Below are 25,575 nucleotides of genomic sequence, written 5' to 3'. Positions count from 1 at the left end.
TTGATTGCACAGCCCTTCTGTCTGAAGTGAGCCGGCCCCCGTGGCCCTTTCAAGCGTGCGAGTGTGGTGGAATTGGTATACACAGCAGACTTAAAATCTGTCGGCGTGAGCCTTGCGGGTTCGAGTCCCGCCACTCGCACCACATCCTGAAGAAGGCGCCCAAGGCGCCTTTTTTGTTGCCTGTCCTTTGCTGGCCCGCCATCACTCATCCTCGCAGTCGTCGAACCACGCAGGATGATCGCGCTCTTCTTCTTCCAGCGCGTCAAGCGATGGCATCTCGATCTCGTCTTGCGCCCCATGGGCATCCGGCTCGAGCGCGTCTTGTTCATCGTGAAATTCATGATCCAGCAAATGATCATGCTCAGGTTCGTGCAGGTCGTCGTCGCGCATAATGAGCCTCGATTCAAGTGGCACGCCTGTATAGGCTCAACGGCTTCTGCGGTCAACGCCGCAGTGACTTAATCCCAGGTTAACGCCCTGCGTTCAACGTAGGAGCTCTCCCTTAAAGACGTTGTTGGCCCGCTCGTTCCTGGCGGGCATTTTTTTGTCGGTCAGCAGGGCCTGCCACTGCCCAGTCGCACATTTTCTTCACGTACGACGTACCCATCACCTTCTCTTCACGAAATGATCACATTCGCCTTGGCACTCTGACCGTGCTCCGTATGTTCTTGCAGCCCGCCGCATTCTTGCCGCGGGCTTTTCTTTTTGTCGCCGTCCTCAACGCCACCGCCTTCCTATGACCTGCGGCAGTTTTCCACTTGCAAGCGGGCGCTATTCTGCATGGGCTAGCTTCAAGTCAACCGAATAGACACGGAGGTTCGTATGAAAGCTGCTGTCGTAGCCCCAGGCGGTCGCGTTGAGGTGGTCGAAAAACATGTTCGCCCTCTCGAATACGGCGAGGCCCTGCTGAAAATGCAGTGTTGCGGCGTTTGCCACACTGATTTGCACGTCAAGAACGGTGACTTCGGCGACAAGACGGGTATTGTGCTGGGCCATGAAGGCATTGGCGTGGTGCAGGACGTCGGTCCTGGCGTAACGTCCCTCAAACCGGGCGACCGCGCCAGCGTGGCCTGGTTCTATGAGGGCTGCGGCCACTGCGAGTATTGCACCAGCGGCAATGAAACGCTGTGCCGGCAGGTCAAGAACGCCGGTTACACCGTAGACGGTGGCATGGCGGAGGCCTGTATCGTCAAGGCCGACTACTCGGTAAAGGTACCGGAAGGGCTATCGTCCGCTGCGGCCAGCAGTATCACCTGCGCAGGCGTGACCACGTACAAGGCAGTCAAGACGTCCAACATTCGTCCCGGCCAGTGGATCGCAATCTACGGCCTCGGCGGGCTGGGCAACCTGGCACTGCAGTACGCCAAGAACGTCTTCAACGCCAAGGTCATTGCGATTGATGTCAACGAAGAGCAACTGCGCTTCGCGACTGAAATGGGAGCCGATCTTACCATCAACCCCTCCAGCCAGGATGCTGCCAAGGTCATCCAGGCCCAGACCGGTGGCGCCCATGCCGCTGTGGTTACCGCCGTGGCCAAGGGCGCCTTCGATTCGGCCGTCGATGCTCTGCGTGCCGGTGGGCGGCTGGTGGCCGTGGGGCTACCGTCAGAAGCGATGAACCTGAATATCCCGCGCTTGGTGCTCGATGGCATTGAGGTCATCGGTTCGCTGGTGGGCACGCGCCAGGACCTGCAAGAGGCCTTTCAATTTGCTGCCGAAGGCAAGGTGGTGCCAAAGGTCAGCCTGCGCCCCATCGAAGACATCAATCAGATCTTCGAAGAGATGCTCGATGGGCGCATCAAGGGCCGGATGGTGATCCAGTTCGAGGGCTGAACGAGGCCCTCCACTCAAGCTGTGTGCAGCGGGCAGCGGCCCTGTTCATCGGGGTCGCAAGCCACTGCAAGGGTGGCTGCAGACCGCTGAGCGCCGTGCTCAACGGCCATGACCTCGCACCGCATAGGCCGACGTCGTCGCTTTTCTGCTGCGCCCTTCATAGACCCAGACCTGAGATCCTGGCAGCTGCGCCATGACCTCGGCTTCCTCCACTTCTGCACGCGGTTTCTCACAGGCGTCCTTGGCCTTTGCACAAGCCTGCGCATGCTCACGCTCGTCCGATGCCGCCTTGAGCATCTTGTTCAAAGATTCGACCATACTGGAATAGTCCATTGCCTGACTCCTTTGCGGAAGGTGTTCACCTGATGAGCCTGATCATAGCGAGCCAACCTTTCAGAAACTGGCAACGCAAAACGCAATAAATCGTGGGTCTCTTACTTGATGACCCCCACTGCCGCGCGAGGTTCAGCCAAAGCGATCAACAGGTACCTTGAGACTAGCAGTCCCTGCTGTGTTTATCTGTCCCCGCCTCCACATCAGCCATGATCTCCACGCGCCTCGAACAGTTATCAAGGCGCTGCTACGTTCGTCGGAGAAGGTCACCAACAGCGAAGTATTGCGCTCTACTTACACAGGAGTCCCCGTTCAAGGTCCAGGTTCTATGGGACGTGGACGTTTCTGCTCAACCGGAGTAATCGTCATGACAGAAGAAGAAGCGAGTGATGTTGTAACGCGCATCCAACACGAACTCAGCCATCAAGCTCGTGTTGCTACGCGCATTGAAATACATGATCTGGGCCTCTGGGCACGCCTGGAGAAGGCGCACTTCACGACGACCATTCACGGCAACCAGTTGTTCGAAAAACCCGTCGTGATCGTACCCAGGTGCGATGCGTCATACACCATCCTCTACACCTGTTGAGCCAACGCGTTAACCGGTCGCCACGGGAGTCTCGAATGAGTATCCGTAGTCTTAAGAGGAACCTGCCTGCTGATCCACACAAGCCAGGGTGGGTACTGGGCTGGGGCGTGTTGAGAGATCGTCATCCGTGGCATTTTGTCGACGTCTACGCTGACCAGCGTACGGCCCACATCGAAGCCCAACGTCGAGGGAGTGGGTATGTGGTGGAATATGGCGCTCATCGCCTGGGCTCGAATGACTTTGTCTGTGGCGTCAGCCTTCCTGAAGGCTGACGCGTGCGCCTGGCTTCATGAGTCCTCTTGATCCTGTGCTGAAATCAATTCAGTAGGGATACCTGTGCGCTCACTCTAAGATGACCCCCACTTTACAGGGACAGACTCAACGAGTGGACCTCAATACTCATGACGCATCAAGCCATTACCTACTCGCTCAAACGCACGCGATTTGACGAACATTATTGCCCGTGCGAAAACACGCGGCTGACCACCAACTTTGCCAACTTGGCAAGGGGTTCACTTCGCGAACAGAACCTTCGCCACACACTGAGCATGATCAATAATCGCTTCAACGCGCTGGCCCACTGGGACAACCCTGCCGGTGACCGCTACACCGTAGAGCTGGATATCGTATCGGTGTACATTCACTTTACAACCGAGGTCACGCATACGCCGCTGCCCTTGATCGAAATACTGTCCACTGCCGTCATTGATCATCACACCGGCCAGCGTTTGCCGGGCATAGCCGGCAACAACTTTTCGTCCTATGTGCGCGATTACGATTTCAGCATCGTGCTGCCCGCCTATAACGTCCACCGCCCGGACTTCAGTGCCCCTGCCGATTTTGGCGTGCTGCACGGTAAACTTTTCAAAGGGTTTGTGGGCTCATCGGTTTACCAGCAACACTTTATCAAGCCACCGGTCATTTGCCTGAGCGTGTCAAGTAGCAGAACCTATCAGCGCACGGGGCATGACCACCCCGTGTTGGGCCAAGAGTACCGGCAGGATGACTATTCATTGACCGATGCTTATTTCAAGCAAATGGGCTTGCGTGTTCGTTATTTCATGCCTGCAGGCAGCCGGGCGCCGCTGGCCTTGTACTGTTCGGGCGACTTGCTCAATGACTACACCTCATTGGAACTGATCAGCAGCTTGAGCACGATGGAAACCTTTCAGAAAATCTATCGTCCCGAAATTTATAACGCCAATGCAACGGCCGGCGCCACGTATCAGCCTAGCCTGCAACACGAAGACTACTCTTTGACGCGCATTGTTTACGACCGTGTAGAGCGCAGCCGTTTGGCCGTTGAACAAGGAACGTTCGCTGAGGCCCACTTCATCAAGCCTTACCACACGCTGCTCGAACAATGGTCTGCACACTTCGCAGGTTGATCGCCTCCTCGCACAAGGTCGAATTTCATGAACACATTGCTCCCCACCTCTACCGCTGGCAGCTTGCCCAAGCCGACCTGGCTGGCTCAGCCCGAAACCCTCTGGTCACCTTGGAAACTGCACGGCGATGCCTTGCTCGAAGGCAAGCAGGACGCACTGTGCCTGGCGCTGCACGAACAGTCGAGCGCCGGGATAGACATCGTCAGTGACGGCGAACAGACGCGTCAACATTTCGTGACCACGTTCATCGAGCACCTGAGCGGCGTGGACTTCGAGAACCGGCAGACTGTGCGCATCCGTGATCGCTACGACGCCAGCGTTCCGACAGTGGTAGGTACCGTGGCCAGGCGCAAGCCCGTGTTCGTCGACGATGCCAGGTTCTTGCGCGCGCAGACTCGACAGCCTATCAAGTGGGCGCTCCCAGGGCCCATGACCATGATCGACACGCTTTACGACAGCCACTACAAGAGCCGCGAAAAGCTCGCATGGGAGTTTGCCGTGCTGCTCAACCAGGAAGCCAGAGAGCTGGAAGCTGCAGGTGTCGACATCATCCAGTTCGACGAACCCGCCTTCAACGTGTTCTTCGATGAAGTGAACGACTGGGGCATCGCCACGCTCGAGCGGGCGTTGGAAGGCCTCAAATGCGAAACAGCAGTGCATATCTGCTACGGCTACGGGATCAAGGCCAACACTGACTGGAAGAAAACCCTGGGTGCCGAATGGCGCCAGTATGAAAAGGCGTTTCCCAAACTTCAGCAATCGAGTATCGACATCGTGTCGTTGGAATGCCAGAACTCACGCGTACCCATGGACCTTATCGAGTTGATCCGCGGCAAGAAAGTCATGGTCGGCGCAATCGATGTGGCCACGCACGCTATCGAAACACCCGAGGCCGTTGCCGATACGCTGCGCAAGGCGCTGGCATTCGTGGACGCCGACAAGCTCTACCCATGCACCAATTGCGGCATGGCGCCCCTGCCCCGCTCGGTTGCCCAAGGCAAATTGCGCGCACTGACAGCAGGCGCTGCAATCGTGCGGCAGGAATTGTCGGGTGCAGAGGGGCAATGAGCGCACGTTAGTTTGCATTCGACAGTCGTCCTCCGCGGCAAAACTGAACACACTGGCGCCACTGAATTGACCGTTCAGTGGCTAGCGGCGACCACCCGAATCAAGGGTTTGCGCCTTGGCGTCTGCCGCACCCTTTGCCATGGCCAAATCGATCAGCACATCTTCACGCATTGCCTGACGCACAGCCTGGCGAGCCGCTTTCACACGGCCCGCCAGGCCCTCTCACGCCGGCAGCGCCACCTTGCTGAACCGCTGCGCCAGAAACGGGGTGATGTCCAATGGCAAAGCCTCCTCGTGGACCACCTTGTCCAGCATTACCCCCGTGATTGCCGAGGTCAGCACCCCGGTGCGGAAATGCCCGCAGGCGTTGAAATAACCCGGCATCTCATCCACGGGCCCGAGGATGGGTAGCTCATCGGGCGAGCCTGGCCGCAGGCCGGCCCAGGTACGCTTGAGGTTGACCTGTTCGAGTGCCGGGACGCAGCGTATGGCGCCCTGGACCAGGCTGCTGATCTCCGGGAAAGTCGTGGTGACATCGAAGCCTTTCTCCTCGGTGGTGCTCCCGATGAGAATCTCCCCATTGTCCTTTTGCGCCATGTAGCAGTCACTGGTGGTGATGCACCCATCAAGCAGCTTGGGTAGGCGCTCGGTCAACACGATCTGCCCCTTGACAGGTTTGACGGGGATGGACGTGCCCGTGGCCCACTCACTCAATTCGGCAGCCCAGGCGCCGGCCGCATTGATCAGGGTGTCGCAATGGAAGTCACCGGCCTGTTCGGTACGAACCCCTTTGATGCGTCCGCCCTGATGCAACACGCCAGTGACACGCGTGTTGAGATACAAGTCGACGCCATTTTGCCGTGCGCCTTCCATGTAGGCGTCCCCCAGGCGAAACGGGCTGAGCTGGTGGTCGCAGAGAAACTCCAGCGCACCGTGCGCGTTTTCGGTGACCGATGGCTCCGCCTTGCGAAGTGCCTGGCGGTCCAGCCAGCGGATCTGTGACTGCAGATGAGGGATGTGCTTGACGATGTGCTCGGCGTAAAGCTGATCCTCATCGTCCTGGATCACGTACTTGAGTCCAGTGCGCTCGAACTTGAAGTCCATCCCGTGGCGCTCGATCAGCTCCTGGTGCAATTGCGGATAAAGCGCATTGGACTGCAACGCCAGATCGAAGAAACATTGCGGCAGGATGTGCGGGGTGCTCGAGTCCACGGCCACCGCCGCACCGTGAGCTTGGCGCTTGGCCTGGGAAGACAGCATGCGAAAGAAAATCACCCCGCAGCCCAGGCCCACCGATTCGCCGATGGCCCACAGCCCGCCTGCCGAAGCACGTGTGGCATTGCCGGGCCGCTTGTCGTCGATCAGGGCAATGCGCAGGTTGCCGCGCTTGGACAGCTGGTACGCGCAGGACGCGCCGATTACACCAGCACCGGCAATCACGATGTCATAGGTCTTGTTCATGTCAGGCCTCCGTGCCTGCGTGCTTGAATGCCGAAAACGGTACCGGGTCTACCGGGAATCGCGGCCGCAACCAGCCTACGTCAGCACGCCCCGTCGCGGCGCGCAGGCGATCGCTGCAATAGCCCACGCACATGCGTCCCTGGCAGTCCCCCATGCTCACCCGCGTGCGCATCTTCAGCCCGGCCATATCCTGAACCCCCTGCTCCAATGCCAGGTCGATGGCCTCGCGCGTCACCTGCTCACAGCGGCAAATCACCGTGTCAGCCTGTGGCAGCTCGACCTGTGCTGGCCCCCGCGCGGTATAGCGCTCGACGCCAGAGCGAAAACGCTTGATGCTTGCCAACTGGCCCAGGTAACGCTCGCGCCGTTCAATGGCCTGCGCAGCGTTCAGCACGCCACGCTGCTGCAGAATTGACACAGCCGCGATGCGTCCGGTCAGCATTGCTGCCTCCCCTCCGCGTATGCCGGCCATGTCGCCTGCCAGGTGAATATGCTCCAGGCTGCTTTGCTGCCATACGTTGCACTCGGCGCGCAGGTAGCCATCGGTGCTGTAACCATGGGCAAGCCCTAATTGCTGGCTAAGCTGCGTACGCGGGATGAAGCCGTAGCCTACCGCCAGCGTCTGCACCGACTCGCGACGCACATGGGTCATGTCCGCTTTCCAGGCATCGTCGTAGGGCGCCACGCTGACTTCGGTCAACTCACCTTCGCCCCGCGCCTCGACCACGCCCCAGCCATAGTGCATGGGAATGCCGTGCAGCTTCAGGTAGGCCAGCATGCTCAGGCCGTCGAGGAACAACTGGGGCTTGTTCATCAGCGCCAGGCTCTGGCGTGCGATACGGTTGAACGCACAGGCCTCGTACACCCCCGCCACCTTGGCACCGGCGGCGTGCAACTGACAGGCAACCAACGGCAGTAACGGGCCTGTGCCAGCGATCAGGGTCGTACCCAATGGCTTGACCACGTTACTTTTGATCTGCAACTGCAACCCGCCGAGCAGCATGACGCCCGGCAGGGTCCAGCCCGGGAACGGCACATTGCGCTCATGGCAACCGGCTGCCAGGATCAGTTGCTCGAAGGCCAGCGACTGCAACTGTTCCTGCTCGTCGAGTACTACCAGGCTATGGTCATCACCGCCCACGACACGGCTATTGAGCCGCAGGTCGATAGACTGCGCACGGGCGGCGAAGTCGGTGTGCAGTTTACCCAGAGCCTTGCTGTAGCGAGCGCCCAGGTAGCCCAGGTCGACACCTGCGCGCAGCGGGCCACGATAGACCACCCCGCCGGGGCGCGATGCCTCGTCGATCAGCATGCAGCGCACGCCCGCGTCCACCAACTCGATGGCGGCAGCCATCCCCGCCGAACCCCCTCCGACAATGACTGGATGCCCGCTCATACCCGCGCCTCCCCGACAATCGGATTGACTTGGGTTTCGACGCGCATGCCGGCCCGCACCAGCGTCTGACAGGCGCGCCGCTTGGGGCGTCCATCGATAGCGACCAGGCAGCAATGGCATACGCCCATGCCGCAGAAAGCGCCGCTGACCTGGCCATGGTCGTTGAGGGCGAGCTGACGCACGCCCACGGCGTTGAGCACACTTAGAACAGTTTCGCCCGGGGCGGCAGTCACGGCCGTGCCGTTGATGGACAGGGGGATTTGTTCAGCCGGGAGTGGCTGTATATCGAGGGTTCGTTCCATGAAATGTCGTCTGCCTTCCGTGATTGAAAGACAGACAGACTACGGGAGGCGTCAGGCCAGAAAATTGACCTGAGACGGGGTTTTAAAGCTTTTTTACAGCCCTTTTGAGCGCTGCAAGCAAGCCCTCTACCTGGTGAAGAACGTTTGTAAGCGAAGCCGCCTATTGCCGCTGCAATCAACGCTTCGCAGCCCCGACACTTCACATGCCGTCAGAGGAATCGCTCCACATCCCTGCCGAACACCTGCCGATAACCCTTGCAAAACGCCTCCCACTCGGCCGTTGCCCAGTCAGACCTGCGCTTGACCTGTCGTAGGTCGTGGCGGCTGGCTTTCATTGCGGTCAGCCGCTGCCTGGCTTTCTCGAAATCCAGCAACGCGATCTTGATGCCCGACTCGTCGAAGGCGACGAACACATGCTTCAAGTACAGGCAACCATGCTGCCAGCGGCCAAGGTTCAGCGTGGCCAGTGCACGCCCATACGCTTCAAGAATGTCGTGGTGTAGCTTGGGCTCGATGGTCTTGTCCAGGCCTTGGAGGTAAAAGTCTTCAAGCGATACATAACCGTCCAGCGCTGCCGTGACCATCACCGCACGCCACTCACCGTCCTGCTTGTGGACGTCGCTGTGCAGCAGCAATGGCGTAGCGACGCCCAGCGCGGCAGCGGCACGCAGCGCCTTGGCCTCACGGGCCACTGTCGGATAGCCGAACGGGTGCACAAGGCTACGGTAGATATGGCCGACCTGCTGCTTCTTGTAGAACGTGAAGCCGTCGAGCTCGACCTTCAATACACCGCTCTCACCGCCCCTGCGGATATTCGGCGGCTCTACCCACACCCCAGGAGCACTCAGAATGGCCTGCACCGGCGGGTGAGAGGCCTCATGGCCAGACGCGCTAACGTGTTTCATTAAAACCTGCTGAATATTGAGCCACACTGCGGCAAGGGGCGAAATATATCAGCCAAATCTGAAAGAAAGCGATTATTGCGACACGGCGTTGATCGTTTTTTACAGGGATGAACAGACAAAACTGCGGGCACAATCGCCATTGTCTGACAATCCTGCAACCGCCAAGCCTCCGTCGCGCCCGCTCGTCAGCGTCAAGCCGCTTCGCACTCAACCCCTGATGGTCCATAGTTGATCGATTCGGGTGGTGTAGGACTGGCTCATCATCTCCCGTTTCATGCCCCATTCCGGCGCGGCTGGCACGCTGGCTGCACGGACCGTCCCCCTGCCCCAACGCTCATTGATGCTGTCCAGTACTTCCATGAGACGATCACAGGCCGCCGATTGCCTTGAGGCGAACAAGTCCCCCGAAAAATCACCCGGTTGACGCAGGTCCATCAGCAACACCTCCGCCTTGCTGTAACGAAGCCCCGGCCGGAAGATCCGCTCTACGGCATCGGTAGCCAGCTGGGTCATCAGCAACGTGTCGCAGGTCGGATAGGGAAGCTCCACCCATGCGCCTTGAGCATGGTGCACTTCGTTCGGGTTGAACATGCCCGTGCGGATGCTCACCCGCATGCGCTTGCACACCGATCCCTGGGCCCTGAGCTTTTCGGCGGCACGGCCGACGTACGTGGCCACTGCCTGCTTGATCGGCGCCAACTCGCTCAGGCGCGTGCCGAACATTCGGCTGCTGCAGATTTCCTGCTTGGGCGGTTCGACATCGTCCAGCTCCAGGCAAGGCGTGCCTGCCAGTTCCCTGGCCGTCTTTTCCACCACCACGTTGAAGCGTTGCCGTAACGTCCAGGCATCGGCGCGGGCCAAGTCCATCGCCGTTCGAATGCCCATGGCCTCCAGGTGCGCCGTCATCTTGCGCCCAATACCCCACACCTCCTTGACCGCAGTATTGCGTAGCACCCAATCCCGTTTTACCGGGTCGGTGATGTCCACAACGCCGCCAGTGTGGCTCTGCAGTCGCTTGGCAGTGTGGTTGGCCAGCTTGGCCAAGGTCCTGGTACGTGCGATACCTACACCGACAGGGATGCCGGTGCACTGGGCAATGCGCAAGCGCAGCCGGTGCCCGAACAACGTCAAGTCCTGGGTCATGCCCGTGAGCTCAGCGAAACATTCGTCGATGCTGTAGACCTCGGTGGCAGGCACCATCGCTTCGATCAGCGTCATCACCCGCTCGCTCATGTCGCCATACAGCGCGTAATTGCTACTGAATGCCACCACACCGTGCCGACGGAGTTTTTCCCGCGCCTGAAAATAAGGCTCGCCCATTTTCACGAATGGCTTGGCGTCATAGGACCGGGCAATGACACAACCGTCGTTGTTGCTCAGCACCACGATCGGCGTCTTCGCCAGATCAGGCCGAAATACGCGCTCACAGCTGGCGTAGAACGCGTTGCAGTCGATCAGCGCAAATATTGGCTCACTGCGCATGATCGCGGACGCTATAGCGCACCACGCCCCAAATGAGCAGATCATCACCCTCCATGACATAGCGCGGGGGGTAGGCTCGGTTCTCGGACTTCAAGATCACCACACCGTCACGTCGGTGCAGGCGCTTGCAAACGGGCTCACTGTTGATGGCCGCAATCACGATATCCCCGTGCTCGGCTTCGCGCCCCCGGTCCACCACCACGATATCGCCCGAATAGATGCCAGCGCCTTGCATGCTGTCACCCTCCACTTTCACCAGATACACATGCGGTGCGCGGATGTCGAATAACTCATCGAGGGATATGTAGCCCTCAAGATGATCCGCGGCAGGCGACGGAAAACCGGCCGGAACGTAATACGAATAAATCGGAAGTGGTTCAGAGCTGCCACGTGGCGCGCCCAGGAAGGTGATGGTCATGAGAGAAAGTCCAATGCAAACTGTATGCATATACAGTTAATCTGGCATCGGCGGACGGGTCAATCCTGAACGTGTGAATTTCTGACGGACGAGAGGTGAATACATGTGCGGACGCTACTCGATCTACGAGTCGATGGATCACTACTTGCGACAGCTGGCGCTGGACTTGGTGGTGATCAACGGCTACGACCATGAACCGGTTGATCGCTATAACGTGGCGCCTTCTACCCGCGTCGAAGTTATACGCCAGGCTGAGGCAGGTCTGCACGTAGACAAAGTGAAGTGGGGATGGTCGCCTCGCTGGGCCAAAGGCAAGCGACTCGACCCTATCAATGCCCGGGCCGAAACCGTAGCCACTGGCAAGTTTTTCAAGGGTCTGTGGCCACATGCAAGAGCGCTCGCCCCTGCCAATGGCTGGTTCGAATGGCTGCCAGATGCGCAAGATCCCAAGCGCAAACAACCCTACTACATCACCAGCGCCGACGGTGCACCGCTCTACTTTGCCGCGCTTGCCGAAGTTCACCAGAACCTTGAACCAGACGCGCACGATGGTTTCGTGATCATCACGGCCGCCGCTGATCAAGGCTTGATCGATATTCATGACCGAAAGCCCCTGGTGTTGGCGCCGCACCTTGCCAGGGAGTGGCTGGACCCCGCCACTTCAACGCAGCGCGCCGAGGCGATCGTGGCGACAGGCTGCCGTCCGGCCACTGACTTCCGCTGGTATCCGGTCGACAAGGCCGTTGGCAATGTTCGCAACCAGGGTGCGCAACTGATAATGCCGATTGCCGAACAGAGCAGGCAAGGTGATCTCGAATTCTGAAAAGGGCGTTATGCGTGGATGTGCCAGCCAAAACACTCAGCTGGCGTGATAGTCTGCGCACCCGCTGGCTGGCTAGCAGACAACTTGGACGCACCTTGAAATAGACCGACGAAGGATTCCGTCATGGACAGAAAACGCGCCCTCCTCCTCCCGCTTGTTGGGTTGATCACCCCGCTGGCAGGCTGCACCGAAGAGAAAGTGCCCGAGCCAACGGCAGACAATTGTGGCCCGCAACTGTACGGAAAAAACCTTGCCAGCTTGTCAAAGGATGCAAACCGCAATGTGTTCATCGCGAACTGCGAAAGTTTCCTGGCGGCGAAGAAAATGACGGAATGGAAGTTCGAGAAAAGCCCCAAGGGCAAGTACTGAGCGGCTGGCCGAGGTGATTGCCAATCCGATGATCTAGCCGCAGGGTCGTCAAGCTTGCCGAGCAGGAACACCGCCTTTACAGGCGGCGTTTTCAAGCAGACTCAGGGCGCTCAGTCCTTCGCGTACGAGCACGCCTTTAGCAGAAGCGGTGACTGCACTGGGTCATTTCTTGGAAAGGTGAGCCAAGGTTTACCGAGCACGCGCCCCCGCCTTATCGGCCACCACCGATCATTCACGAGCCGGATCGAATTGTTTCTCACGGATGCACAGCAGCGGGATCATGCCGCAAAGGAAATAAGCAGCGCCAACGATCAGGAAACCGACACCGATCGAGCCCTGGCTGGCGAAGAAGCCAATGGCAGCCGGTGACACCGCAGCACCGATACGCCCGATATTGTAGGCACCGCCAACCGCAGAGCCACGGAACTTGGCCTCGAAGCTTTCCGTCATGTACGTGGCGTTGACGCTGTAAGGCACGCCATAGAGGAAGCCGAAGACGATCAACAGCCACAGAATGTTTTCCGGCTGGTTGAACAGCACGATGATCGGCAGGAACAGCGCCGTCCCCAGGCAACCCGCGGCAAACACTTTGCGCCGCCCGAACTTGTCCGCCGCCATGCCGGCGATGACCTTGCCAAGGATCGAAGCGGTGTAGGTGCCGACCAGGAACGTGGTCATCTGCTTGAACGCCATGCCCAACTCGGTCTCCAGGTAGCTGGGCATCCAGTTGTTGACGCCATAGTTACCAAACTGCAAGAAGCCTGCAGTCAGCGACCAGAGAACGAACATCTTCGCGGCATTGGGGTTGGCGAAGATCTGTTTGTACTTGCCGCCCTCCACACGCTCACGCGCCTTGCGCTCTGCACGATCGGCACTCTGCAAGCGGGTCCAGGTCGAAGGTTCCGGCACCATCTTGTGCATCAGCAGGGCAAGAATCACCGGTGTGACGCCCACGAAGAACAACGTGCGCCAGCCGTAGCTTGGCAGTATCCAGGCAGCGAGCAGCGTTGCAACGATATACCCGACCGACCAGCCCGCTTGCAGGCTGCCAAGGACGGTATTTCGGAACCGGGTAGGTACGTACTCGGCCATGAGTGTATTACATGCAACGTACACCGAACCAAGGCCTAGGGCCGAGACAAAGCGGATGATCGCAAACTGTACATAGTTCTCGGTAAAGCCCAATAGCCCCGTACCGAGGCTGAACAGCAGCACACTGAGCACCACGGTGCGCACCCGCCCAAGGCGGTCGGTTGCCCAGCCACCGTAAATGCCCCCAACAGCCATGCCGGCCAGGGTGCAGCTGCCGAGCATGCCTGCCTGCAGGCCAGTCAGGCCGAATTCCGTTTTGAGCGTGGCCAGGCTATAGGCCAGGATCATGACATCGGCGCCATCGATGACCATCGTCAGGAAGCAAAACACGAAGGCTGTGATCCAGGTCCGCTCGGTGGACGCGGCGATGACCCCGGCGGGGTTAGGGTTGTGCATGTTTTATCCTTATTATGGCGGGTTACGACGTGCCTGTTCCGGCACTACACGGCGCTGCAGTAACAGCGCAGGCGGCGGGCACAGCCCACCGTCAAAGGCCGTCACAACCTGCGGTAAAAGCTATGTTCACGCAAACGAAAAAATATCGGGCCTGCATTCCCGGTAGGAATGGCCTGATTTGCAAGGTACAAGCCGCTGTGACTGCCGACTCAGCATGCCGTGGCACTGCCGGTGCACGTACCAGACGCCACGCATGCGAAAAAGTCAGGCAGCGATTCGGTTAATTCGTTTGCCAGGGCGGCGCGTCACCGTGATCAATGCAGGCCTCGAATTTTCCAGGAGGCTCACCATGGACCCGGTCCGTTTCATGCACCCCGATGCAATCCGTGCGCTTTTCAGTACCGCCCTGTCAGCGATGTACAAGCAGGAGGTACCGCTCTATGGCGATTTGTTGGACTTGGTCGCCGAAGTCAATGCCCAGACCCTGGCCGCTCAGCCTGCATTGGCAGAACGACTGCGTAGCAGCGGTGACGAGCAGCGCCTGAGCGTGGAACGCCATGGCGCGATCCGTGTTGGAACGGCCGAGGAGCTGCAAGGCTTGCGCCGACTGTTTGCAGTCATGGGCATGTCGCCAGTTGGCTACTACGACCTGAGCATCGCCGCCGTGCCAGTACATGCCACCGCATTCCGACCTATCGAGGCAGCGTCGCTGCGCGCCAATCCGTTCAGGGTGTTCACCTCGCTGTTGCGGCTCGAATTGATCGAAGACCCACAACTGCGTGAACAGGCCTGCCAGTTGCTGAGCGAGCGGACCATTTTCACCCCTGGCGTAATGGCGCTCATCGACCGCCACGAATGTGACGGCGGACTTACCGATACGGACGCTCAAGCGTTCGTCCAGGAGGCGCTGGAAACCTTTCGCTGGCACCAGAGCGCGACGGTCAGTGCCCAGCAATACCGCGCCCTGCATGACCAGCATCGCCTGATCGCTGACGTGGTGGCGTTTCGTGGGCCGCACATCAACCACCTCACGCCCCGCACTCTCGACATCGACCGCGCTCAGGCCCAGATGCGTTCGCGCGGCATGACCCCCAAGGCAGTCATCGAAGGGCCACCGCCGCGCCAGTGCCCAATCCTGTTGCGCCAGACAAGCTTCAAGGCCCTGCAGGAAGCGGTGACCTTTGCTGGTGGTGATGGGGCACCGGGGCATCACACGGCTCGTTTCGGAGAAATCGAGCAGCGCGGCGCGGCGCTGACACCTGCGGGCAAAGCACTGTATGACCGGCTGTTGAGCCAGGCCAGGCAAGCGCTGGGCGCAGCACCATCGGCGGACAATGCCGAGCAGTATGCGCACCTACTCAAAACGGCATTCAGCGCGTTTCCTGACGACTACGCCTCGCTGCGCACGCACAAGCTCGCTTACTTCAATTATTTCGTGAGGGATGCGGCTAAAGCGCGTGGGACGGATCTCGAAACGCTGATCGAACAAGGCGCGGTCGGTTTCGAGCCACTGGTGTATGAGGACTTCCTGCCTGTGAGCGCTGCCGGGATCTTTCAGTCCAACCTCGGCGACAACACCAAGGCCGACGCCATGACGCAAGGCAACCAGCAGCAGTTGGAGGCAGCGTTGGGCGCTCGCGTGATCGACGAGACGACCCTGTACGCCCAGGCCCAGGCGCAATCCATCGCGTCCTGCTTGCGCGCGCTTGAAATCCAGGCAACCAGCGCATAGATTGGCCGACCGCCCAGCCGCCCAGGCCCAGGCGGCTCGTCCGGCCTGCCTGGCCATAGTCTTAGGTGATGCCTGCAAGCCATGCACAAGAAATTGCTTCCGTCCATGATGTCGCTGCAGTGCTTTGAGTCCACTGCCCGTCATGCCAGCTTCACCCTCGCTGCCCGTGAACTGAACCTGACGCAAAGCGCCGTCAGTAAGCAGGTCGCTCAACTTGAGCAAATGTTGCAGCGTCGGCTGTTCAATCGGTTGCGTGGCGGCTTGCAACTGACCGCCGTGGGCGAGCTGTACCTGAGCGAAGTTGGCAAGATCCTGAGCCAAACGGACATCTCGACGCGCTTCATCCTAACGTTCGATGGCCAGGCAGAAACCTTGAGAATCGCGACCCAACCGACATTCGGCTCGCGCTGGCTGATTCCTCGGCTGCCGGCATTCAGCGCAGCGTATCCGCACGTGCGGCTAAGCGTGCGCAATGAACTGGAGCCGTTCGACCTGTTACAGGCCAAGGCGGACGTTGCATTCTTCTATGGGCGTGGCACCTGGCCCGGCGCCCAGTGCGTCGAGCTGTTTCGCGAAGACGTCGTGCCCGTGTGCGCTCCTGCCCTGCTGCTGCACCGGCCGCTGAAGGCTATCGATGACATTCACAGCCATACGCTCTTGCAGTGCGTTTCGCGACCCGAGGCGTGGCATGACTGGCTGGGTGCTCAGGCGATGACATCCAGAAACAGCTACAGAGGCCCGCAGTTCGACACCTTCGACCTGTGCATTCGCGCAGCGATCGCAGGGTTGGGTGTGGCCTTGGTACCCAGGTTCATGGTGACAGAAGAACTGCAGCGCGGCGCCTTGCTGATTCCCCTGCACTACTATGCACCCAGCCCGGATGCTCACTACGTGGCCTATGCGACCCAGAGCCACGATTCACCGAAGATCCGCAACTTCGTGGACTGGGTGTGCGAGCAGACGTCTTGAGCGGACCTGCGTCCGCGCCTCATGCACCCGCATGAGCGGGAGCTACCACTTGTCCGCCATGTAAAACATGCCGCCACCCAGCGCGGTCAGGAACAGCCCGCCCAGCACGTCTGTCAGCAAGGCCTCGCCATGAATGTACGCTTCGATTTGAGTGGCAAGAAACAAGACGGCCAATACCAGAACCACGGCCGATACGCGGCGCTGAATCTTGAACCTGGATTTTTCGGGGCCGATCCACCACATGCGCATTTTCCTTGAGCGGGTTGAGTATTGAACCTTAGCTACATCACCAGCCGTTGACCAACGACCAGGTGTGAACGCCGCTGGCCAGTGTCTTGGCTCGGAAGGTAAACGCACTGCGCCAGCGTAGTATCACAAGGTCGTCATAAGGTAAGCCGCGAAGCCCTTGGCGACGCGCCAAGGCTTCAAGGCGGACAGGTGGTCGAACACTCGGCTGGAGTTGCCTGCCAGCCCTGCAAGCACAAGGTAAACAACCCACTTTCGCAGCGCCCTTGAGATTTTTCTTTTCATGACTCGAAACAAAGGGTGCGCCTCGGGAAAATCCTATCGCTTGAAGCGAAAAAGCCCAAGATCCAGTGCGCAGTTGATCCAAACCGCGCCAGCATTGACCAGCTCCCTTTGGCTGCTGAGCACTGGAGAAAATCGCGGGCATTAAAAAAGCCCCGCAACCCAAAGGGCTGCGGGGCTTTCGAATGGTGGAGGCCGAGGTCGGAATCGAACCGGCGTAGACGGATTTGCAATCCGGAGCATAACCACTTTGCTACTCGGCCTCAAAGTCAGGATCTAGCGGCTTACACCTCGCTATCTCCCCGAAACACTGCGCCTTTAAAGCGTGCTGCGTTTCGATGGGCGCCATTATGTCTACATTCACGTAACCGTGCAACCCCCTGAACGAAAAAAAATTTCAGCAGGTTCAAGGTGTTAGCGCAGACGGCCAAGTTTGCTCCACAACCCTACCAGCGTATTCTCCACGGTGCCGCTGGCCGCCATGCCAATGCGCTCCTGCAGGCTCTTGCGCTCTGCGAAGTGCAGGTGGAACAGGTTGGCACTGCGCGCGCGTTCGCTGAGGTATTCATCGCTGGTCTGCAACGTGTCCACCAGCTTGCGGTTCAGGGCTGCAATGCCCAGCCACACTTCACCGGTGGCCACTTCATCGATGTGCAGCTGGGGGCGGTAGCGGGCGACGAAGTCCTTGAACAGTTGATGCGTGACATCCAGGTCTTCCTGGAACTTTTCCCTGCCCTTTTCGGTGTTTTCACCCAGCACGGTAAGGGTGCGCTTGTACTCACCGGCAGTCAGCATCTCGACATCGATGTCGTGCTTCTTCAACAGGCGATTGATGTTGGGCAACTGTGCCACGACGCCGATGGAGCCGAGCACCGCAAAGGGTGCGCTGATGATCTTCTCGCCGATGCAGGCCATCATGTAGCCGCCGCTTGCAGCCACCTTGTCGATGCATACCGTCAAGGGGATGCCGGCCTGGCGAATGCGGGCCAGCTGGGAGGCAGCCAGGCCATAGCTGTGCACCAGCCCGCCCCCGCTTTCCAGACGCAGTACCACCTCGTCTTGAGGGGTGGCGAGGGTGAGCAGTGCGGTGATTTCGTTGCGCAGGCTTTCGGTTGCAGATGCCTTGATGTCGCCATCGAAATCGAGCACGAAGACCCTGGCTTTTTCGTCCGCCTTGACCTTGCGGGTTTTCTTCTCGGCCTTGGCCTGCTGCTTGCGTAACGCCTTGAGCTGAGCCTTGTCGAACAGGCCTGATTCCAGCCGCTCGCGCAGGTCCTTGTAGAACGCGTTCAAGCGGGTAACCTGCAATTGCCCACCCGGTTTGCGCCGCCCTTTACCGCGCAAGCCGGCAATGGCCGACAGCACGATGAGAACAGCGATGACCAGGGTGGCGGTTTTGGCGAGAAAGCTTGCGTACTCGGCAAGAAACTCCACGGTGACTCCTTCGATAGCTGCGCCAGAAGGCGCGTGAATGGTACAAGCATACCGGTGCACCCCAGGCGCTGCCAGGGGATGTAAACGCTGGCAACACCTTTCAAACGACCTTTTCAAACGCTTGTATGTTTTTTCGTTGACAGCGCTGTGCACCGCACCCTAACCTCGGCAGCAACCTTCAACAGCGGAAGCGTTCGTGGGCAACCTCTACCTGATTCGACATGGCCAAGCCTCCTTCGGCGCACAGGACTACGACGTGCTGTCGCCCGTTGGCGTGCGCCAGAGCCAGGCGCTAGGTGAGCACCTTGCCCAGCTAGGGATACGGCTGGAGCGGTGTGTGGCGGGCGATCTGCGCCGCCAGCAAGACACTGCCCGCCTGGCCCTTCAAGCGATGCAGGCCAGTGGCAACGCCGTGCCGGCTGTTGAGACCGACGCTGCATTCAATGAGTTCGACGCCGATGGGGTGATTCGCGCGCTGTTGCCTGGCTTGTCGATAGACGAGCCCAACGCGCCAGAAATCCTGAGCAACGTCACGCATCACCGCAGCGAATTTCAGCGCCTGTTCGCACTCATGGTGCAGCGCTGGCACGCAGGCACCCATGGCAGCGACGAACTGGAAACCTGGGAAGCGTTCACTGCCCGCGTACGCGAAGGGCTGAACCGCGTGCTGGACAACGCAGGCAATGGCGACAACATTGCCATTTTCACCTCCGGTGGCACCATTGCCGCCTTGCTGCACCTGGTTTCAGGCATAACCCCGGATCAGGCATTTGCCTTGAACTGGCAAATAATCAACACGTCGCTGAGCCAATTGAAGTTCAAAGGCCGCGACGTGGCATTGGCTTCTTTCAACAGTCAAGCCCATGTGCAACTGTTGAGGACGCCGGCGCTCATCACCTATCGGTGAGCCCGGCCTGTTGTGTCCCTGCGGGGACGTGAAAATCACTCTATAAGGAATGCGCCATGACCTCCGTAGCTGATGCCGTCAAAAAGATGCAAGAGAAATTCAACCCATCCGCTGCCCAAGGCCTGGACCTGGTATTCGGCTTCAACATTACCGATGAAGACAAGCACTACGCCCTGATCGTCAAGGACGGCACCTGCCAACTGCAGGAAGGCGAGAACCCGGACGCCAACTGCACGTTGGTGATGGACAGCGAAACACTCAAGGGCATCGTCAGCGGCGAAACCGACGGCATGCAGGCCTTCATGGGTGGCAAGCTGCGCGTGGAAGGCGACATGATGCTGTCGATGAAGCTCAGCGAACTGTTCCCGTCCTGAGCAGCATCCCTGGATGACCCTGAACCGAAGCCCACAAGGCTTCGGTTTTTTTTGGTCCGGCGTTTGTCGGCACGGCAAGCATCAAGGGCATTGATCGACCAGCAACACCCCGGCCAATGGCGACCTGGGACGCTTGTCCCAACCAAGCGCAAGCATTAGATTGCAAAATAGTCCGCGTGATCGAGAATAAGGAAAACCCATGACGCTCACCGACGAGTCTACGCAAGTACGTTCCGGCGAAGAGCTTGACCTGGCAGCCATCGACGGCTATCTCAAGGCGCACATTGACGGCCTGGCCGGCGCGCCCGCCGTCAGCCAGTTCCCGGGTGGCGCGTCCAACCTCACTTACCTGGTCAAATACACCGATCGAGAATTGGTCTTGCGCCGACCGCCGTTCGGGCAGAAAGCCAAGTCGGCGCACGACATGGGCCGTGAGTTTCGCATTCTCAACCAGCTCAACAATGGGTTCCCCTACTGTCCCAAGGCTTATGCGTACTGCACCGATACCCGCCTGATCGGCAGTGAGTTCTACGTCATGGAGCGCGTCAAAGGGATCATCCTGCGCTCGGACATTCCCGCGGCACTGAACCTTGACGCTGCACGCACAACGGCCTTGTGCAAAAGCTTCATCGACCGCTTGGTGGACTTGCACCGTGTGGACTACAACGCCTGCGGCTTGAGCGACCTGGGTAAGCCCGACGGTTACGTGCAGCGCCAGATAGAAGGATGGGCCAGCCGTTACGACAAGGCCATGACCCCCGACGCCCCGCGCTGGGAGCAGGTCAAGACCTGGTTGCGTGAGAAGATGCCTGCCGATCACGCCACACCTGCCATCGTGCATAACGACTATCGGTTCGACAATGTCATCCTGGATGCCGACAACCCGATGTGCATCATTGGCGTGCTGGACTGGGAAATGGCCACGCTGGGCGATCCTTTGATGGACCTGGGCAACAGCCTGGCGTACTGGATTCAGGCAGACGACCCGGCGCCAGTACAACTGATGCGCCGCCAGCCGAGCAACGCTGCGGGCATGCTTACCCGGCGCCAGTTCGTGGACTATTACGCCGAGCGTGCAGGCATCGACCTGGACAACTTCGATTTCTACTACTGTTACGGCCTGTTCCGTCTGGCCGGCATCGTCCAGCAGATCTACTTCCGTTATTTTCACGGCCAGACCCAGGACAAGCGCTTCGCCCAGTTCATTCACATGAACCGGCTGCTGGAGCAGATGACCTTGCAGGTCATTGCCAAGTCGAGCCTCTGATAACCAACGCACCTTACGACCACAAGGGACCAGCAGCATGCCGCATACCCACCTGTTCGACCTTCAGGGCAAGATCGCCTTTGTTTCCGGGGCCAGCCGAGGCATTGGCGAGGCGATTGCACACGTGCTGGCGCAGCAAGGCGCACATGTGATCGTCTCCAGTCGCAAACTCGAGGGCTGCCAACACGTGGCCGATGCCATCATCGCGGGCGGCGGCAAGGCCACGGCAGTGGCGTGCCACATCGGCGAGCTGGAGCAGATCCAGCAGGTATTCGCCGGCATACGCGAGCAGTTCGGGCGCCTGGACATCCTGGTGAACAATGCCGCGACCAACCCACAGTTTTGCAATGTGCTGGACACAGATCCAGCGGCGTTCCAGAAAACCGTGGATGTGAACATTCGCGGCTATTTCTTCATGTCGGTGGAAGCAGGCAAGCTGATGCGCGAACATGGCGCCGGCAGCATCATCAACGTGGCGTCGATCAATGGCGTATCGCCTGGCCTGTTCCAGGGCATCTACTCGGTGACCAAGGCGGCAGTGATCAACATGACCAAGGTGTTTGCCAAGGAGTGTGCGCAGTTCGGGATTCGCTGCAACGCCTTGTTGCCGGGCCTGACCGACACCAAGTTTGCATCGGCATTGGTCAAGAACGAGGCTATCCTCAATACCGCGCTACAGCAGATCCCGCTCAAACGCGTGGCAGACCCCAAGGAAATGGCCGGGGCTGTGCTGTACCTGGCAAGCGACGCCTCCAGTTATACAACCGGGGCGGCGCTCAACGTAGACGGTGGCTACCTGTCCTGATCAGGTTTTGACGGCTGTCAGGGTATAACTCAGCGGCAGGCGAGCGGGTTGCTCGCGCAACCGCCACTCCCCGTCCGGGCCCTTGTCCATCTGCCCCGGCAGTGCCTCCCACGGCACGCTTTGGTGTTCTACCAGCGCTGTCAGCTGCAACCCGTTGGCCATCAACGCGGTGATCAGCTCGCCCAACCCGTGGTTCCACTCGTGGGTCTGGGTGTTGGCCAATCGCTGCGAGGTGGCCACATAGGTCTCGTCGCTCTGCCATACGGTTGGCTGCTCGCATTCGAAATACGGATAGTCGAGCTGCAGGCGGTCCTGATGGCCTTCATTGACCGCCCACAGCATGGGGTGCCCCTCGCGCAAGAAAAGCCGGCCACCGGGTTTGAGCAGGGCTGCCACGGTGTGTGCCCACGGCGCAATGCGCGGCAGCCAACACAGGGCGCCGATGCCGGTATAGACCAGATCGAACGTGCCTGCCGGTAACACCTGGGCTGCGGCGTACACATCGGCCTGATGGTAGTCGATGGGCGTAGCGCACAGGGTTGCCAGGCGCCGGGCCTGCGCCAGGGAGGCCGGGGAGAAGTCCAGGCCGCACACATCGGCGCCCAGCCGGGCAAGCGAAAGCGTGTCGGTGCCGATGTGACATTGCAGGTGCACCGCCCTTTGCCCCTCGATATTGCCCAGCATCGGCAGGTCGAACTGAACAGTCTGTGAAAGGTGCGCAGGGCGTTGGACGTACTGATCGAACTGGTAGTCCTGCGAGGCTGCGTGCAGCGGTGCGCGCTCGTCCCAATTGGCTTGGTTCAGCTGTGATGAAGGGTTCACGGCGACATCCTTGATGGGTAATGGGGCATGCTAGCGGCCGATGCCACACACCTGACAGCGTTCGGATGCTAAAAAGTGTAAAGCCCTGGCTCGCCCCTTGCCCGTCAAAGACAGGTTGCAGCCGCCGCCCGGCGCTGCAACGAGACGCCGTTGTCGTTCTGGGTGTAGTAATCGACACGCGCACCGCCGTCCTGCGGGTAGACATCGACGAACGTTTCGGCCTCGCGGGTATAGACGGTAAAGCCACCTTGCTTGCGCGGCTCCAGGTAGCCGCTGGCGTCCTGGCCGAACACACGCTCTTCCTGCCACCCGTACTGGATGCACTGGGCAACGCGTTCAGGCGCCTTGCGCGAATTCATGTGCGTAGTGGGTTGGCCGCTACGGGCCGCATCCATGGTCGCAGAAGCACAACCGACCAGCAGCACGGCTGCGGCCACGGGCAGAATCACACGCATGGTCCATCCTCGAAATCATTTAAGAAGGAGGCGACTCTAGCACTGGCATGCACGAGAGTGAATTGTGGCGCGACTTTCGCTGTCTTAGCACAAACACCACGCAACAAGGAAACCGCCATGAAACTGCACTACCTGCTCCTCGCTGCCCTGCCCTGCCTGCCCATGGTCGCCACTGCAGCGACGTCTACCGACGATAGCGTGCAGAATTCGGCCACCCACAACCGTGAACTGAAAGAAGGCGACAAAGCCCCGGATCAATACAAGCGCGACAATGAGGCCATCAAGGACTGGAAAGCCAAAGGCCTGCCGGCACCGGAGAAGGAAAGCCATTGGGTAAGCATGGGCGATCGTTACGTCCTCGTACAAACGACCAATGGCGTGGTCCTGGCCATCCGCACCAAATGATCCATTGCTCGGGCGGGTGCCAGGTACCTGACACCCGCCCGAGCACCCGCGTCGTTCCTCCCCGATAAACACTGCAATACATCAACACCTCGTTCACACTCAGGTGGCACACTACCGGCTATCGTTCATGTGCCCTGTGTGAAGGAACACCTTTCCCGATGAATCTAGAGCTGACATGGGTGCTGGCCCTGCTTGCCATTGTCGTCGTGCTGTTCATCATCAACCGTCCACGCATGGATGTCGTGGCGCTGCTGGTGATCGTGGCATTGCCATTGTCGGGCGTGCTGACGATCGAACAGGCGCTCGCAGGTTTCAGCGACCCGAACGTCGTGCTGATCGCTGCGCTGTTCGTCATCGGTGAAGGGCTGGTGCGCACCGGTATCGCCTATCGCATCGGTGAGTGGATGAGCGAACGGGCGGGCAACAGCGAGGCCCGACTGTTGGTACTGCTGATGGTCGCGGTGGCCGGCCTGGGCTCGGTCATGAGCTCCACGGGAGTAGTGGCCATCTTCATACCGGTCGTGTTGAGTATTGCCGCGCGTTTGAAACTCTCGCCCAGCCGCCTGATGATGCCGCTGAGTTTTGCCGGCCTGATCAGTGGCATGCTCAGCCTGGTGGCGACCCCGCCCAACGTGGTGGTGCACAGCGAACTGGTACGCCATGGTGAACAAGGCTTCTCGTTCTTCAGCTTCACGCCCTTTGGCTTGGTGGTACTGGTGCTGGGTGTGGGCTACATGCTTCTGACCCGACACTGGCTCAATGGCGAGGTGCGCAAGGATGGACGTATCGAGACCCGGCGGACCTTGCTGGACCTGGTTCTGGACTACAAACTCAATGGTCGTGAGCGTCGCTTGCGCATTCGCCCCCAATCACCGCTGATCGGCCATACCCTGGGCGAGCTGGAGCTGCGTACCCGCCACGGGGCCAATGTCATTGGCATCGAACGTCAACACAAGTTCACCACACGCGTCATTTCGCCTGATTCCAATACCGTGCTGCACCAGGGTGATGTACTGCTGCTGGATCTGTTTGCCAGCCGCGACGATTTGCGCAGCCTGTGCCAGACCATGCAACTGGAACCCTTGCACTTCAAGGCCGCCTACTTCATCGACCAATCGCAGGAGGTAGGCATGGCCGAGGTGTCCCTGCCACCGGGCTCGCAACTGATCGGCAAGAGCATCCTCGAGCTGGGCTTTCGCTCGCGCTACGACCTCAACGTGGTGGGCTTGCGCCGGGAGCAGGCGGCCGTGCAAGACCAGTTGGTCGAAGAAAAGCTGCGCCTGGGCGACACCCTGCTGGTGGTCGGGCCGTGGAAGGCGGTACGCCAGCTACAAGGCAAACCGCGCGATTTTCTGGTGTTGAGCTTGCTGGCCGAGATCGACCTGGTGGCACCTGCTCGCCGGCGCGCGCCCCAGGCGTTGTTGAGCCTCGCGGTGATGGTTGGCCTGATGGTCAGCGGCGCGGTGCCCAATGTCATGGCAGCGTTCATTGGTTGCCTGTTGATGGGCGCAGGCCGTTGTATCGACATGAACAGCGCCTACCGTTCGATCCATTGGCAAAGCCTGATACTGATCGTAGGCATGTTGCCATTTGCCCAAGCCTTGCAGAAAACCGGTGGCATAGACTTGGCCGTCGGGGCGCTGGTGAATGTGCTGGGCGACGCCGGGCCCAGCGCCATGCTGGCCTGCCTGTTCGCGGTCACGGCAGTGATCGGGCTGTTTATCTCCAACACTGCAACCGCAGTGCTGATGGCACCGGTTGCCATCTCGACCGCAACGCAGCTGGGCATGTCGCCCTACCCCTTTGCGATGACAGTGGCGCTGGCGGCCTCGGCGGCCTTCATGACGCCGGTGTCTTCGCCGGTGAACACGCTGGTGCTTGGCCCTGGACAATACCGATTTGCGGACTTCGTGAAGATAGGGGTGCCGTTCACGCTATTGGTGATGGGGGTCACGGTGGTCATGGTGCCGTGGTTCTTCGGGCTGTGAAGTAGGCGGCATACGCAAAAGCTTCGAGCTGGGC

Annotated in this window: 28 protein-coding genes and 2 tRNA genes; 16 read left to right on the top strand and 14 right to left on the bottom strand. The window is 59.7% G+C overall.

Annotated elements, in window-relative coordinates; translation table 11 throughout:
• The first annotated feature begins 57 nt into the window (after positions 1-57).
• Positions 58-142 (top strand) — tRNA-Leu (locus CRP40_RS04200).
• 59 nt (positions 143-201) lie between these two features.
• Here CRP40_RS04200 and CRP40_RS04195 read toward each other — a convergent pair.
• Positions 202-390, bottom strand: a complete 189-nt coding sequence (locus CRP40_RS04195; protein WP_027916120.1) for a hypothetical protein — start codon at positions 388-390, stop codon at positions 202-204.
• Positions 391-822: 432 nt separating this feature from the next.
• Between CRP40_RS04195 and adhP the strand changes: the two genes are divergently transcribed.
• Positions 823-1,833 (top strand): alcohol dehydrogenase AdhP, encoded by a 1,011-nt coding sequence (gene adhP, locus CRP40_RS04190; RefSeq protein WP_027916121.1) that lies wholly within the window; start codon positions 823-825, stop codon positions 1,831-1,833.
• 99 nt (positions 1,834-1,932) lie between these two features.
• On the opposite strand, the gene CRP40_RS04185 is transcribed toward adhP, so the two are convergent.
• On the bottom strand, positions 1,933-2,166 hold the full coding sequence (locus tag CRP40_RS04185) for a hypothetical protein (protein WP_027916122.1): 234 nt from the start codon (positions 2,164-2,166) through the stop codon (positions 1,933-1,935).
• A gap of 367 nt (positions 2,167-2,533) precedes the next feature.
• Here CRP40_RS04185 and CRP40_RS04180 point away from each other — a divergent pair, with 367 nt between their 5' ends.
• From CRP40_RS04180 to CRP40_RS04165, 4 genes are all read left to right on the top strand, one after another.
• Positions 2,534-2,755 (top strand): hypothetical protein, encoded by a 222-nt coding sequence (locus CRP40_RS04180; protein ID WP_027916123.1) that lies wholly within the window; start codon positions 2,534-2,536, stop codon positions 2,753-2,755.
• Between the two features lie 35 nt (positions 2,756-2,790).
• The gene (locus CRP40_RS22140) at positions 2,791-3,027 is read left to right on the top strand and encodes a hypothetical protein (RefSeq protein ID WP_080992835.1); all 237 of its coding nucleotides are present in this window, start codon (positions 2,791-2,793) and stop codon (positions 3,025-3,027) included.
• Between the two features lie 129 nt (positions 3,028-3,156).
• On the top strand, positions 3,157-4,143 hold the full coding sequence (locus CRP40_RS04170) for a DUF1852 domain-containing protein (protein WP_027916124.1): 987 nt from the start codon (positions 3,157-3,159) through the stop codon (positions 4,141-4,143).
• A 27-nt stretch (positions 4,144-4,170) separates the two neighbouring features.
• Positions 4,171-5,211, top strand: coding sequence for a methionine synthase (locus tag CRP40_RS04165; RefSeq protein ID WP_027916125.1), 1,041 nt, complete (start codon positions 4,171-4,173; stop codon positions 5,209-5,211).
• Between the two features lie 222 nt (positions 5,212-5,433).
• On the opposite strand, the gene hcnC is transcribed toward CRP40_RS04165, so the two are convergent.
• From hcnC to CRP40_RS04135, 6 genes are all read right to left on the bottom strand, one after another.
• Positions 5,434-6,672: a cyanide-forming glycine dehydrogenase subunit HcnC gene (hcnC, locus tag CRP40_RS04160; RefSeq protein WP_027916126.1), complete on the bottom strand. Its 1,239-nt coding sequence runs from the start codon at positions 6,670-6,672 to the stop codon at positions 5,434-5,436.
• 1 nt (position 6,673) lies between these two features.
• The gene (gene hcnB / locus CRP40_RS04155; RefSeq protein ID WP_027916127.1) at positions 6,674-8,068 is read right to left on the bottom strand and encodes a cyanide-forming glycine dehydrogenase subunit HcnB; all 1,395 of its coding nucleotides are present in this window, start codon (positions 8,066-8,068) and stop codon (positions 6,674-6,676) included.
• Entirely contained in the window at positions 8,065-8,370 is a 306-nt protein-coding gene (hcnA, locus tag CRP40_RS04150; RefSeq protein WP_033695161.1) for a cyanide-forming glycine dehydrogenase subunit HcnA, read from the bottom strand. Before hcnA ends, hcnB begins: the two co-directional genes overlap by 4 nt.
• Positions 8,371-8,579: 209 nt before the next feature.
• Positions 8,580-9,275, bottom strand: a complete 696-nt coding sequence (locus CRP40_RS04145) for a lipopolysaccharide kinase InaA family protein (RefSeq protein WP_080992834.1) — start codon at positions 9,273-9,275, stop codon at positions 8,580-8,582.
• 207 nt (positions 9,276-9,482) lie between these two features.
• Positions 9,483-10,757 (bottom strand): translesion error-prone DNA polymerase V subunit UmuC, encoded by a 1,275-nt coding sequence (gene umuC, locus CRP40_RS04140; protein WP_027916130.1) that lies wholly within the window; start codon positions 10,755-10,757, stop codon positions 9,483-9,485.
• Positions 10,747-11,175: a S24 family peptidase gene (locus tag CRP40_RS04135; protein WP_027916131.1), complete on the bottom strand. Its 429-nt coding sequence runs from the start codon at positions 11,173-11,175 to the stop codon at positions 10,747-10,749. The genes umuC and CRP40_RS04135 overlap by 11 nt, the downstream gene beginning before the upstream one ends.
• Positions 11,176-11,278: 103 nt before the next feature.
• On the opposite strand from CRP40_RS04135, the gene CRP40_RS04130 reads away from it, so the two are divergent.
• Positions 11,279-11,998, top strand: coding sequence for an SOS response-associated peptidase family protein (locus CRP40_RS04130; protein WP_027916132.1), 720 nt, complete (start codon positions 11,279-11,281; stop codon positions 11,996-11,998).
• A gap of 123 nt (positions 11,999-12,121) precedes the next feature.
• The gene (gene trbK, locus CRP40_RS04125) at positions 12,122-12,367 is read left to right on the top strand and encodes an entry exclusion lipoprotein TrbK (RefSeq protein ID WP_042139095.1); all 246 of its coding nucleotides are present in this window, start codon (positions 12,122-12,124) and stop codon (positions 12,365-12,367) included.
• 228 nt (positions 12,368-12,595) lie between these two features.
• On the opposite strand, the gene CRP40_RS04120 is transcribed toward trbK, so the two are convergent.
• Positions 12,596-13,855, bottom strand: coding sequence for an MFS transporter (locus CRP40_RS04120; protein WP_027916134.1), 1,260 nt, complete (start codon positions 13,853-13,855; stop codon positions 12,596-12,598).
• A gap of 349 nt (positions 13,856-14,204) precedes the next feature.
• Here CRP40_RS04120 and CRP40_RS04115 point away from each other — a divergent pair, with 349 nt between their 5' ends.
• Entirely contained in the window at positions 14,205-15,587 is a 1,383-nt protein-coding gene (locus CRP40_RS04115) for a VOC family protein (RefSeq protein WP_027916135.1), read from the top strand.
• 81 nt (positions 15,588-15,668) lie between these two features.
• Positions 15,669-16,556, top strand: a complete 888-nt coding sequence (locus tag CRP40_RS04110; RefSeq protein ID WP_027916136.1) for a LysR family transcriptional regulator — start codon at positions 15,669-15,671, stop codon at positions 16,554-16,556.
• Between the two features lie 42 nt (positions 16,557-16,598).
• Here CRP40_RS04110 and CRP40_RS04105 read toward each other — a convergent pair whose 3' ends face one another.
• The 3 genes from CRP40_RS04105 to sohB all read right to left on the bottom strand — a co-directional run bounded on the left by CRP40_RS04105 (position 16,599) and on the right by sohB (position 18,518).
• Positions 16,599-16,799 (bottom strand): hypothetical protein, encoded by a 201-nt coding sequence (locus CRP40_RS04105; protein WP_027916137.1) that lies wholly within the window; start codon positions 16,797-16,799, stop codon positions 16,599-16,601.
• A 474-nt stretch (positions 16,800-17,273) separates the two neighbouring features.
• Positions 17,274-17,347 (bottom strand) — tRNA-Cys (locus tag CRP40_RS04100).
• Between the two features lie 151 nt (positions 17,348-17,498).
• The gene (gene sohB, locus CRP40_RS04095) at positions 17,499-18,518 is read right to left on the bottom strand and encodes a protease SohB (protein ID WP_027916138.1); all 1,020 of its coding nucleotides are present in this window, start codon (positions 18,516-18,518) and stop codon (positions 17,499-17,501) included.
• A 196-nt stretch (positions 18,519-18,714) separates the two neighbouring features.
• On the opposite strand from sohB, the gene CRP40_RS04090 reads away from it, so the two are divergent.
• The 4 genes from CRP40_RS04090 to CRP40_RS04075 all read left to right on the top strand — a co-directional run bounded on the left by CRP40_RS04090 (position 18,715) and on the right by CRP40_RS04075 (position 21,871).
• A complete protein-coding gene (locus tag CRP40_RS04090) occupies positions 18,715-19,425 on the top strand; it encodes a histidine phosphatase family protein (protein ID WP_027916139.1) in 711 nt (236 codons plus the stop codon).
• A gap of 56 nt (positions 19,426-19,481) precedes the next feature.
• On the top strand, positions 19,482-19,799 hold the full coding sequence (locus CRP40_RS04085) for an SCP2 sterol-binding domain-containing protein (protein ID WP_027916140.1): 318 nt from the start codon (positions 19,482-19,484) through the stop codon (positions 19,797-19,799).
• A gap of 199 nt (positions 19,800-19,998) precedes the next feature.
• Positions 19,999-21,066: a phosphotransferase family protein gene (locus CRP40_RS04080; RefSeq protein WP_027916141.1), complete on the top strand. Its 1,068-nt coding sequence runs from the start codon at positions 19,999-20,001 to the stop codon at positions 21,064-21,066.
• A gap of 37 nt (positions 21,067-21,103) precedes the next feature.
• The gene (locus CRP40_RS04075; protein ID WP_027916142.1) at positions 21,104-21,871 is read left to right on the top strand and encodes an SDR family oxidoreductase; all 768 of its coding nucleotides are present in this window, start codon (positions 21,104-21,106) and stop codon (positions 21,869-21,871) included.
• On the opposite strand, the gene CRP40_RS04070 is transcribed toward CRP40_RS04075, so the two are convergent.
• On the bottom strand, positions 21,872-22,693 hold the full coding sequence (locus CRP40_RS04070) for a class I SAM-dependent methyltransferase (RefSeq protein ID WP_027916143.1): 822 nt from the start codon (positions 22,691-22,693) through the stop codon (positions 21,872-21,874).
• 104 nt (positions 22,694-22,797) lie between these two features.
• The gene (locus tag CRP40_RS04065) at positions 22,798-23,148 is read right to left on the bottom strand and encodes a hypothetical protein (RefSeq protein ID WP_023535507.1); all 351 of its coding nucleotides are present in this window, start codon (positions 23,146-23,148) and stop codon (positions 22,798-22,800) included.
• 117 nt (positions 23,149-23,265) lie between these two features.
• Between CRP40_RS04065 and CRP40_RS04060 the strand changes: the two genes are divergently transcribed.
• Positions 23,266-23,553, top strand: a complete 288-nt coding sequence (locus tag CRP40_RS04060; RefSeq protein WP_027916144.1) for an RcnB family protein — start codon at positions 23,266-23,268, stop codon at positions 23,551-23,553.
• Positions 23,554-23,711: 158 nt separating this feature from the next.
• A complete protein-coding gene (locus CRP40_RS04055; RefSeq protein WP_027916145.1) occupies positions 23,712-25,541 on the top strand; it encodes an SLC13 family permease in 1,830 nt (609 codons plus the stop codon).
• Positions 25,542-25,575 lie beyond the last annotated feature (34 nt).

The sequence above is a fragment of the Pseudomonas sp. URMO17WK12:I9 genome (assembly GCF_900230165.1).
Lineage (GTDB): Bacteria > Pseudomonadota > Gammaproteobacteria > Pseudomonadales > Pseudomonadaceae > Aquipseudomonas > Aquipseudomonas fulva.
This window is presented reverse-complemented; position numbering and strand designations above follow the sequence as displayed.

Coding starts and splice junctions, on each gene's coding strand:
- CRP40_RS04115 (WP_027916135.1), top strand. CDS start 14,205: ATGGACCCGGTCCGTTTCATGCACCCCGATGCAATCCGTGCGCTTTTC.
- hcnC (WP_027916126.1), bottom strand. CDS start 6,672: ATGAACAAGACCTATGACATCGTGATTGCCGGTGCTGGTGTAATCGGC.
- hcnA (WP_033695161.1), bottom strand. CDS start 8,370: ATGGAACGAACCCTCGATATACAGCCACTCCCGGCTGAACAAATCCCC.
- CRP40_RS04180 (WP_027916123.1), top strand. CDS start 2,534: ATGACAGAAGAAGAAGCGAGTGATGTTGTAACGCGCATCCAACACGAA.
- CRP40_RS04080 (WP_027916141.1), top strand. CDS start 19,999: ATGACGCTCACCGACGAGTCTACGCAAGTACGTTCCGGCGAAGAGCTT.
- CRP40_RS04165 (WP_027916125.1), top strand. CDS start 4,171: ATGAACACATTGCTCCCCACCTCTACCGCTGGCAGCTTGCCCAAGCCG.
- CRP40_RS22140 (WP_080992835.1), top strand. CDS start 2,791: ATGAGTATCCGTAGTCTTAAGAGGAACCTGCCTGCTGATCCACACAAG.
- CRP40_RS04085 (WP_027916140.1), top strand. CDS start 19,482: ATGACCTCCGTAGCTGATGCCGTCAAAAAGATGCAAGAGAAATTCAAC.
- trbK (WP_042139095.1), top strand. CDS start 12,122: ATGGACAGAAAACGCGCCCTCCTCCTCCCGCTTGTTGGGTTGATCACC.
- CRP40_RS04065 (WP_023535507.1), bottom strand. CDS start 23,148: ATGCGTGTGATTCTGCCCGTGGCCGCAGCCGTGCTGCTGGTCGGTTGT.
- adhP (WP_027916121.1), top strand. CDS start 823: ATGAAAGCTGCTGTCGTAGCCCCAGGCGGTCGCGTTGAGGTGGTCGAA.
- CRP40_RS04195 (WP_027916120.1), bottom strand. CDS start 390: ATGCGCGACGACGACCTGCACGAACCTGAGCATGATCATTTGCTGGAT.
- CRP40_RS04170 (WP_027916124.1), top strand. CDS start 3,157: ATGACGCATCAAGCCATTACCTACTCGCTCAAACGCACGCGATTTGAC.
- hcnB (WP_027916127.1), bottom strand. CDS start 8,068: ATGAGCGGGCATCCAGTCATTGTCGGAGGGGGTTCGGCGGGGATGGCT.
- CRP40_RS04135 (WP_027916131.1), bottom strand. CDS start 11,175: ATGACCATCACCTTCCTGGGCGCGCCACGTGGCAGCTCTGAACCACTT.
- CRP40_RS04055 (WP_027916145.1), top strand. CDS start 23,712: ATGAATCTAGAGCTGACATGGGTGCTGGCCCTGCTTGCCATTGTCGTC.
- CRP40_RS04120 (WP_027916134.1), bottom strand. CDS start 13,855: ATGCACAACCCTAACCCCGCCGGGGTCATCGCCGCGTCCACCGAGCGG.
- CRP40_RS04075 (WP_027916142.1), top strand. CDS start 21,104: ATGCCGCATACCCACCTGTTCGACCTTCAGGGCAAGATCGCCTTTGTT.
- CRP40_RS04105 (WP_027916137.1), bottom strand. CDS start 16,799: ATGTGGTGGATCGGCCCCGAAAAATCCAGGTTCAAGATTCAGCGCCGC.
- CRP40_RS04145 (WP_080992834.1), bottom strand. CDS start 9,275: ATGAAACACGTTAGCGCGTCTGGCCATGAGGCCTCTCACCCGCCGGTG.
- CRP40_RS04130 (WP_027916132.1), top strand. CDS start 11,279: ATGTGCGGACGCTACTCGATCTACGAGTCGATGGATCACTACTTGCGA.
- CRP40_RS04110 (WP_027916136.1), top strand. CDS start 15,669: ATGCACAAGAAATTGCTTCCGTCCATGATGTCGCTGCAGTGCTTTGAG.
- CRP40_RS04060 (WP_027916144.1), top strand. CDS start 23,266: ATGAAACTGCACTACCTGCTCCTCGCTGCCCTGCCCTGCCTGCCCATG.
- umuC (WP_027916130.1), bottom strand. CDS start 10,757: ATGCGCAGTGAGCCAATATTTGCGCTGATCGACTGCAACGCGTTCTAC.
- CRP40_RS04185 (WP_027916122.1), bottom strand. CDS start 2,166: ATGGACTATTCCAGTATGGTCGAATCTTTGAACAAGATGCTCAAGGCG.